Source organism: Paenibacillus sp. 01L418, from assembly GCF_056400045.1.
This window is the reverse complement of sequence record NZ_JBFTSN010000286.1, coordinates 1-8,502: the sequence shown is the minus strand read 5'-3', so window position 1 is coordinate 8,502 and position 8,502 is coordinate 1. Positions and strand designations below refer to the sequence as shown.

At 44.5% G+C, this 8,502-nt stretch carries 9 protein-coding genes; all 9 read left to right on the top strand.

The features are described from left to right. Positions 1-184: RsiV family protein (locus AC1DSE_RS24995; protein ID WP_477528347.1), on the top strand; the 184-nt coding region annotated here is incomplete at its 5' end. A 62-nt stretch (positions 185-246) separates the two neighbouring features. Beyond that, positions 247-843, top strand: a complete 597-nt coding sequence (locus AC1DSE_RS24990) for a response regulator (protein ID WP_441882384.1) — start codon at positions 247-249, stop codon at positions 841-843. Between the two features lie 131 nt (positions 844-974). Continuing rightward, a complete protein-coding gene (locus tag AC1DSE_RS24985) occupies positions 975-2,588 on the top strand; it encodes an amino acid permease (RefSeq protein ID WP_477511832.1) in 1,614 nt (537 codons plus the stop codon). Positions 2,589-2,856: 268 nt separating this feature from the next. Next, positions 2,857-3,528 carry an MOSC domain-containing protein gene (locus AC1DSE_RS24980; protein WP_477511833.1) on the top strand — a complete coding sequence of 224 codons (672 nt, stop codon included), beginning with the start codon at positions 2,857-2,859 and terminating at the stop codon, positions 3,526-3,528. A gap of 15 nt (positions 3,529-3,543) precedes the next feature. Beyond that, the gene (locus AC1DSE_RS24975; RefSeq protein WP_477528346.1) at positions 3,544-4,527 is read left to right on the top strand and encodes a phosphotransferase; all 984 of its coding nucleotides are present in this window, start codon (positions 3,544-3,546) and stop codon (positions 4,525-4,527) included. After that, a complete protein-coding gene (locus tag AC1DSE_RS24970) occupies positions 4,524-5,447 on the top strand; it encodes a polysaccharide deacetylase family protein (RefSeq protein ID WP_477528345.1) in 924 nt (307 codons plus the stop codon). Before AC1DSE_RS24975 ends, AC1DSE_RS24970 begins: the two co-directional genes overlap by 4 nt. 15 nt (positions 5,448-5,462) lie before the next feature. Beyond that, the gene (locus tag AC1DSE_RS24965) at positions 5,463-6,422 is read left to right on the top strand and encodes an AAA family ATPase (protein ID WP_339202631.1); all 960 of its coding nucleotides are present in this window, start codon (positions 5,463-5,465) and stop codon (positions 6,420-6,422) included. Between the two features lie 8 nt (positions 6,423-6,430). Next, positions 6,431-7,573, top strand: coding sequence for a DUF58 domain-containing protein (locus AC1DSE_RS24960; protein ID WP_477528344.1), 1,143 nt, complete (start codon positions 6,431-6,433; stop codon positions 7,571-7,573). Then, the coding region (locus AC1DSE_RS24955; RefSeq protein ID WP_477528343.1) for a hypothetical protein at positions 7,570-8,502 on the top strand (933 nt) is incomplete at its 3' end. The genes AC1DSE_RS24960 and AC1DSE_RS24955, both read left to right, overlap by 4 nt.

Genomic DNA, 8,502 nt, shown 5'->3' with positions numbered 1-8,502 from the left:
TTTCAAATCCATAAGACCTGACCAGGACTATTACGTAGCGGACCGTTCACTTGTCGTCTATTTCCAGCTATATGAGCTGGCAGCTTATGTGTTTGGATTTCTGTATTTTCCGATATCCGTCTACGAACTGCAAGATATCATTAATGAGGATGGTCCACTAGGTCCGATGCTGGTTAATGACTAATTCTGAATGAAACCATTTTCTCTTAGCAGTTATTCAGCCTAAGAACATAAGGAGACAACGCATTGATATATTTTCTCATATTATTCGCAGCAGCTCTAATTGTCGCGGTGTCGTTTGTCTTCTTTCACCAACGAAAAATGGAAAAGGAGCAGCAATGTTCCACCGAAAGGACGCCTGTTTTACCATCCGCGACAGTTACGTCAATATCTACGAATCGAATAGCAGATCAACCCCTTGCTGAGACCGCTGCGAAAGCAACTATAAGCTCGATGCCTTATTCAGCAGATATGCTCTATAAGATTTTAGTTGTAGATGATCAACCCGCTATTCGAATGATGCTTGTTGAATTGTTTGCTGCGCAGGGAATCGATGTTTATGAAGCTGAAAGCGGCAGTATCGCCTTGGACATTTACGAGAAGCAGAAGCCGAATTGTGTACTGCTTGATTTGAAAATGCCCGAAATGGATGGGATAGAAATTTTGCGTGGGATAAGAATGTTGTCGCCAGAGGTGCCTGTCATTCTCATAACGGCATATGCAGATCCAGACATAATGGAAGAGGCGCTTGCGCTTGGCATTACACATTGTTTTACGAAACCCTTTGATATCATAGAGCTCAAATCACTCGTTTATGGAATACTGGAGCAAAGTGCTAATTAAGCTGAGTGAAAAAATAAAAATCAATCGACTCGCTTCTTGATGGATGCGAGTTTTTGTTATGCGCTTTAATCATTCTTCCTTTTGCATGTGACATCCAAACCACTCATACAGTTACGTAGGAGGGTGATTGGATGATTTTATTGCTAGCGGGATTATTATTATTTGCGATTGTCATTGCCGTGATTATGGCCATCGCATTCAAAGCGCAACAGTCCATTTCATTATCTAAGCATCAGAATCTAATTGGTTATGGCTTGCAGGCGCAGTTGCTGCAGGACAAACATGATTTGCATCGTTATGGTTTAGCGCAGCAGCTTAGACGGCGGTTCGGCGGGTTATCGTCATTTGGTTTATCGTTTAATGTGCTCGGTCTTATTGGAAGCGCAGCTTTTTTGTTTGGGCCAGCGATCGGAGAGGGGGGACCGTCGGTTATTGGATTTGGTTTGCCCATAATCGCTTTATTTGCACTTATTTTAAGTGCATCTCTCGCAGAACTCTCATCTGTGACACCGACTGCAGGCGGGATTTATCATACGGCATCCTCATTAGGCGGGCGCTCATGGGGAGTGCGAGCAGGCTGGCTTCAAGCATCTGGACATTTAGCTATGCTTGCGCTGCTAAACTGCGCATGTGCAGCTTTACTGGACGGTTTTATGTCCGCTCGAATAGGTTATCAAACCTCGGATTTAACTTTTTGGTGTGTCGTTGCAGGGCTGACTGCTTCCCAATGTGCAGTGAATCACTTTGGAAACCGGATGTTAAGCAAGCTGCAAGCAGGCGGAGTTATACTGCAAATATTTATTGCTTTATTCATTATTGCTGGGCTAGCTTGGCTTGCATGGCCAGGCAGCTATTCTCCTGTATTGATGTATCAATTTCAAAATGCAGAGTGGAATGGTACCGTGCAGGCGGGATCATTCGTCAGCGGTACGCTCCTTTTGTTAAAGCTATTTATTGGCATGGAGGGCTCAAGCCAAGGATCGGAAGAAACAATTGATCCTCGTGTACGAGCACCGTGGTCGATTTTTTTATCTACTGCTTACACATTTGTTATTGGTTTTGTACTTCTGAGCTTTATGCTTATATCCATTCCATTGTCTAACGGACCAAGCTGGTTGGGAACGTTTCTACAAACGGCAGCTGCTGGCTGGGGCGGCACCAGTATGATCATTATTTTTGTCATTCTATCATTATGGAGCAGCGGACTGCAGACGATGACAGTATGCTCGCGGATTGTATACAGCCTAGCACGTGATGGCGCCATGCCGCTGAGCCAACGGTGGTCTAATGTGTCGGAGCGGCATCAGACGCCGATTCCTGCCGTCTGGTTGTGTGCGGTCATTTCACTAACTATTCTTCTCATTGCTTTTTTCAGCTATAGAGACGATACAATCATTTTTCTTCTAACTGCAGCGATAATATGTTTAAATTTATCTTATGCCATACCGATTGCCTGGAAAATAAAACAGGGGAAGATCCATGCGCAGTTGCATGCATCACCGTGGCATTTGGGCAGCTGGAGTATCCCAATCCATGTGGTTTCCATAGCTTGGCTGCTGTTAACGACGATACTAGCTGCTATATTCATCGATTATCGAGGCTCAATTGCAGCTTTTGTAATTCTTACTTTGATCTCTTTCATGGAGCTAAGGTATCGGCAAAAACATGGGATGAGCCTGCAGAGCAGAGTTGATCGTTCGCGCAAGGAGCTTTATTTTATGGAAAGAAAATTTCCTTTAAATTAATCTGTATGTCGATGCTGTGGGAAATAATGAGGTACTCATTTAGGAAATAGTCGGACTATTTAAAAAACATTTCCCGGGGAAACGCAATAAGTAACAGAAAAGAGAGGTTTTCGACAGCCAGTGGCTAACGCAAGTAGAATGTGTCGAAAGCGTTGCTGGGAAAGGGAAAATCACAAAAGTTATCGATATAGTTATCTCTCTTTGCCAACATCTCCCTTAGAAGATTATAATAGTCAAATGAGAGATATTTATAGGAGGAACGAAGCTAATGACACATCATATAGAAACGGCTAAACTTGTGTCACTAAATATAGGAATGCCGAAATCAATAACACACGGCAGCAAAGAAGTATTAACAGGAATTTATAAGCAGCCTTCACAAGCAACCCATGCTTTGAGCACTATAGGACTTGAGGGCGATGGACAAGGCGATACGATTCATCATGGTGGACCAGACAAAGCGGTATGCGTCTATTTCGAGCAACGATACGCCTATTGGCGTGAGAAATACGAGGAGCCATTTGATTACGGAGCTTTTGGTGAAAACTTTACGCTCTCGAGCTGGACAGAAGGGGATTTGTGCATCGGCGATATAATCCAAGCAGGTGATGTGATCCTCCAAGTAAGTCAGCCAAGACAGCCGTGCTATAAGCTGGGGCTGCGGCATAAGCTCCCGGAATTGCCGGGACATGTTCAGCGTGAAGGCTACACAGGTCTTTATTTCCGCGTACTCCAAGAGGGCCATATACAGGCAGGGATGACGTTTGAAATTAAATATAAACATCCGGCCCGTAAAACGGTTATGGAAGCTAACCGTGTCATGTACCGTGATAAAGATGACATAAAAGGAATAAGAGAGCTGCTTGAAGTGAAAGAATTGGCTGCGAGCTGGCAGGAACAGCTAGGGGCTCGCTTGACAAGATTGCAGCTTGATCAATAAGGAGGCTTGTCTGTTTTGACCGACACCATAGATTTTACAGCTTATTTAGATGCATATGCGTTCGCCGAGCCTTGTCATATTGAGAGCCKGGAGAGTGGAATGAATAATACGACCCGAATCATTTCGTCGGGAAATAAAAAATTTGTCCTGCGCATTTACAATAACCATAAGGATATGGATATTGTAAGGCTTGAACATGAGATACTGAACGACTTGAATAAACAGAAGCTAACCTTTAAGGTGCCGATTCCAGTTCAGAATAAACAAGGCGAAACGATTAGCGTTGCAACAGATGGCACCTTATCGTCATTATTTCAGTTTATTGATGGTGACCGACCGACGGTTTCAAACCCAGCGCATGTTTATGCGCTAGGCGTTACAGCTGCGAAGCTTTCTAGTGCTTTAAGCGGAATAAACCCAAAAGGCTTGCCGCTTTACAGCCCTTATTTCATGTTGGAGAATACATATGCTTTGATGGATGAGGAAGCTTTTTTTGCAATGGCAGAGCTTTCCGTAGATCTTAAAGGTAGAAAATCAAGCTTCATGGCCTTGCATGAGGAGCGCCTGAAGCTGAAAGAAGATTGTAATCAGCTTATCGGGCTGCCGGAACAATGGATCCATGGTGATTTGGTTTTTAATAATACGGTATGTCAAGGCGATACGATCGTAGGTGTGCTGGATTTTGAATTTACGACTGTCGATGTTAGAGCGATGGAGCTTGCTGTCATTATTGTCGATATCATAAAACCAAATGACCTAAATATAAAAGAGAAGGTGAAGCGTTTATTGCAGGGTTATCAGGATACGAATCCGTTAACTCTTCATGAAATTAAGATATTGCCGATATTAATGAAATTAAGATTGCTTGATGTAGCATTGCATTTTGCCATACGCTTAAGAGATAATTTAGATGATGAGGAAATACTTTGCGGCATTATCGATCAATCAGCATTTGGCTGCCGCTGGATTAATGAACATTGGGAGGATGATTTTTCATGAGTTTAGCCAAAGCACTGGGATACGGCGAGAACGAAAAACTGCTCATTATTAACGCAGATGACTACGGAGTATGCCATTCGGTAAATGTCGGCATTCAGCAGCTGCTGCTAGAACAAACGGTGAGCTCGGCGACGATTATGATGCCTTGCGGCTGGGCGAGGGAAGCAGCGCTATGGAGTGCAAGGCATCCGCAAGTCGATGTGGGTGTCCATTTCACATTTACTAGCGAATGGGATATGTACCGCTGGGGTCCAGTCAACCGCAAAGGAAGCACAAGTTCGCTTGTCACCCATGAAAATTATTTCCCGAAGGACAGTAAAAGCTTTGAGCTGCAAGCTGATCCAGAGCAAGTTAAAGAAGAACTTATCGCACAAATTGAAATGGCTTTAGCTATGGGGATGAAACCATCGCATGCAGACAATCACATGGGAAGCTTGTATGGGTTAGCAACCGGCAGAAATTTCTTATCTATCGTTCTGGATGTATGCGCTTCCTATGGCCTGCCTTTCCGTTTGCCGCGTAATTTAAGGCAAAATATTGGTCAAGTGGCCTCTCCTGAGCTGGAAGAGCAAGCCAAACAGCTCGGAATGCTGGCGGATTCGAAGGGTGTTGTTATCCTTGATTATTTAATCGGCTTGCCGTTCCACTTGGAGGAGGGTGAAACATTTGATTCACTAAAGGCAAGCATGCAGCAGGTGCTTGAGGGTCTGCAACCAGGAGTCTCTGAAATTATTATACATCCGTCTCTCGTAACCGATGAGCTGAATGCTTTTCACATGCAGCCTCTAAAGCGGGGAATGGAGTTCGAATTATTCCGTGATGCTGAGATCAAGAATACGTTGCAAAAAGAAAACATCCGTATGATTCGCTGGAGTGAACTGCAAAAACTGCAGCGTGCTCGAACAGGCTTTACAACCTAACGAAGGAGTTGACTTATGTCTATTGAAGCGATAAAACAACTAGCCGAACAATTGAAATCTAATATTGGACGCGTCATCGTAGGCAAAGAGGAAGTTGTAGAACTAATGCTCATCGGACTCCTTACATCAGGGCATGTGCTGCTCGAGGATGTGCCAGGAACAGGAAAGACCTTGCTCGCTAAATCTATGGCCAAATCATTGGCTTTATCTTTCAGGCGAATTCAATTTACACCCGATTTGCTTCCATCGGATCTAAGCGGCATTCATTTCTATAATCAAAAAATAAGCGAGTTTGAATTCAGAGCTGGTCCATTGTTTACTCATTTGCTGTTAGCAGATGAGATTAATCGTGCGACGCCTCGTACCCAATCGAGTTTGCTCGAATGTATGGAAGAGCGTCAAATCAGCATCGACGGTGAAACCAAATATTTGGAGCGTCCATTTATGGTTATTGCTACACAAAATCCAGTGGAGCATCAAGGAACGTTTCCACTTCCGGAAGCACAGCTCGATCGTTTTTTATTCAAAATTAAGATGGGTTATCCGACGACTGAAGAAGGTTTGCAGCTATTAAAACGTTTTAAAGATCATGATCCGCTTGCGGAGCTTGAGCCAGTTGCAGGAATAGATGTCATTCAGAAGGCACAGCAAGCCTATTCAGCGGTGAAAGTGAACGATGACATCCTTCAGTATTTGCTGCAAATCGTGGAGCAAACACGAAGGCGTGAGGAGGTTTCTGTTGGTGTCAGTCCGCGTGGCAGTCAAGCGCTGCTCCGCGCTTCCCAGGTACATGCCATTTTGCGAGGACGTGATTTCGTTACGCCTGATGATATAAAGGCAATGGCGAAGCCGGTCTTGTCCCACCGACTAGCCATTCGCGGCATGCATCGTACAGCAAATCAGGCGGAATCCATTATTGATGACATTATTCGTTTGACGGCCGTGCCTGCTGAAGCAGGCGTTACGGCTCGTTAGGCAGCCTGATGATTTTATTCTGGTTTATATTAGCTGCAATCGTCATTTTGTCACTACAGGGCAAAATATTTCAAAAGCTCGTATTGCGCCGTATCCAATATGAACGGCGTTTTACGAGCAAAACATGCTATAGCGGCGAGCAGGTTGAGATGATAGAAGAGATGGCCAACGCCAAATGGCTGCCGGTGCCCTGRCTACGCGTGGAATCACAGCTATCCACTCATCTGCATTTTCAACAGCTTGATAATTTTTCTGTGAGCAGCGGGCAGCTTTATCAGAACCATAAGAGCTTCTTTAGTCTATCGCCGTATACAAAAATTACGCGCACACACCGCATCACCTGTGCAAAACGAGGCTGGTACAAGCTTCAAACCGTCACGTTAACGGGCGGTGATCCGCTTGGTTTAACCCATTCGTCCGCTCAAATTGCGCTTCAAGGGGAACTGCTTGTTTATCCAAAGCCTGCCGAGGTGCCCATTCATGAGCTACCTTATCATAGCTGGCAGGGTGATCAATCGATTCGCCGCTGGATTATCAACGATCCATTCATTATTGCAGGCGTTCGCGATTATCAAGCGGGCGATACGTATAAGCAAATCAACTGGAAAGCTACTGCAAAAACAGGAAGCCTTCAAGTCCATCAGTATGATTTTACCGCGGACCGCAGACTGATGATTTATTTGAATGTGGACGATGTAGAGGGCATGTGGCGAAGCGTTACTGATTTATCGTTAATCGAGCTAGGCATTGAATGGGCAGCAGGGGCAGCTGAAGCTGTCATTCAGCAGGGCATGGAAGTTGGTTTTGCATCCAATATGCCTTTGACCGGCATGATGGAAAGCGTTCACATTGAACCTAGAGGCGGGCATGAGCATTTAATCGTTATTTTAGAGGAAATGGCGAAGCTCGATATAGAACGAACAGAGCTGTTTCATCATTTGTTGGAACGCGAAGCAAGAAGCGGCTTCAGTGAACGAGATGTGCTAATGATTACGGCTTATTGGAACGAAGAACTGGAAAAACAARCTGAACAGCTTCGCTACAACGGCAATGCAGTCGCAGTTTGGATGCTGACAGATACTGCTAAGCCAACGATTAGCGATGTTGGACAAGCGATATCAGGTAGCGGCAGAGAAGAGGTGACCGCGTGAATGAGCCACAGAAGCGATCTTTTTCTTTAAATACCTTAGGTCAAGGCGTTATTGAACTGCTCTTTTATTTGCCTGTATTTTTAGCGATAGCTGTTTACTTGCTGCCTGCTGGAGCTTTGTGGCCATGGATAGCAACGATTCCTCTCTGTTACTGGGCGGCATCGCTAATTCTCGGAAAATATCCAAGATTACGATACGGCGTGAAGTTGCTTCTAGCTATTGCTATTGGGGCGTTGCATAGCAGTTTGTTCATTATCGCATGGGTAGGTAATGTGGATATCGTCCCTATGGTTGTATGCGGACTTGCTGCTGCTGTAGCAGCAATGAAGGGCATGTCGGCGCAATTGCGCGGATGGTTCAACTCATTTCCCAATACACAGATGCTGATTGGCGTGCTCCTTTATGTCGCTGTGCAGCCGTTAAAAATAATTGCGTTAAAAAAACTGATGGAGTTCAACGGTGTTTTAATCGTTTGCGGAATTGCTGCCGTCATTATATTTTTCTTTTTTGCAAATGAGCGGCATTTGAACAGTGAAACAGTAGATTCAGGGAAAACGTCAGCTACTCTTGCTTTCAAACGCCAAAATCGTCTATTAATTATTGTAATTGTCAGCATCATTAGCATTCTTGCTCTTTTCCGACAAATTCAGAAGATGATTGAGAGCTTCTTTCATTCAATCATTGAGCGAATAATGAACTGGCTAAACCAGTCTAGGGAGCAGACACCGGTTGAAGAACCTCCTATTGATTCTTCAACACCTGAGATGCCTTTGGAGGAAACGAAACCGCCGTCTGATTGGATGCTGCTACTCGAGCAAATTGCGAAAATCATCGGCATTGTGTTAGTCATCATCATCCTCTGCATTCTGTTCTATTTTATTGCTAGAAAGGTAATGCAATGGGCGAAGCTGCTTGCTGCTAAATTGCAG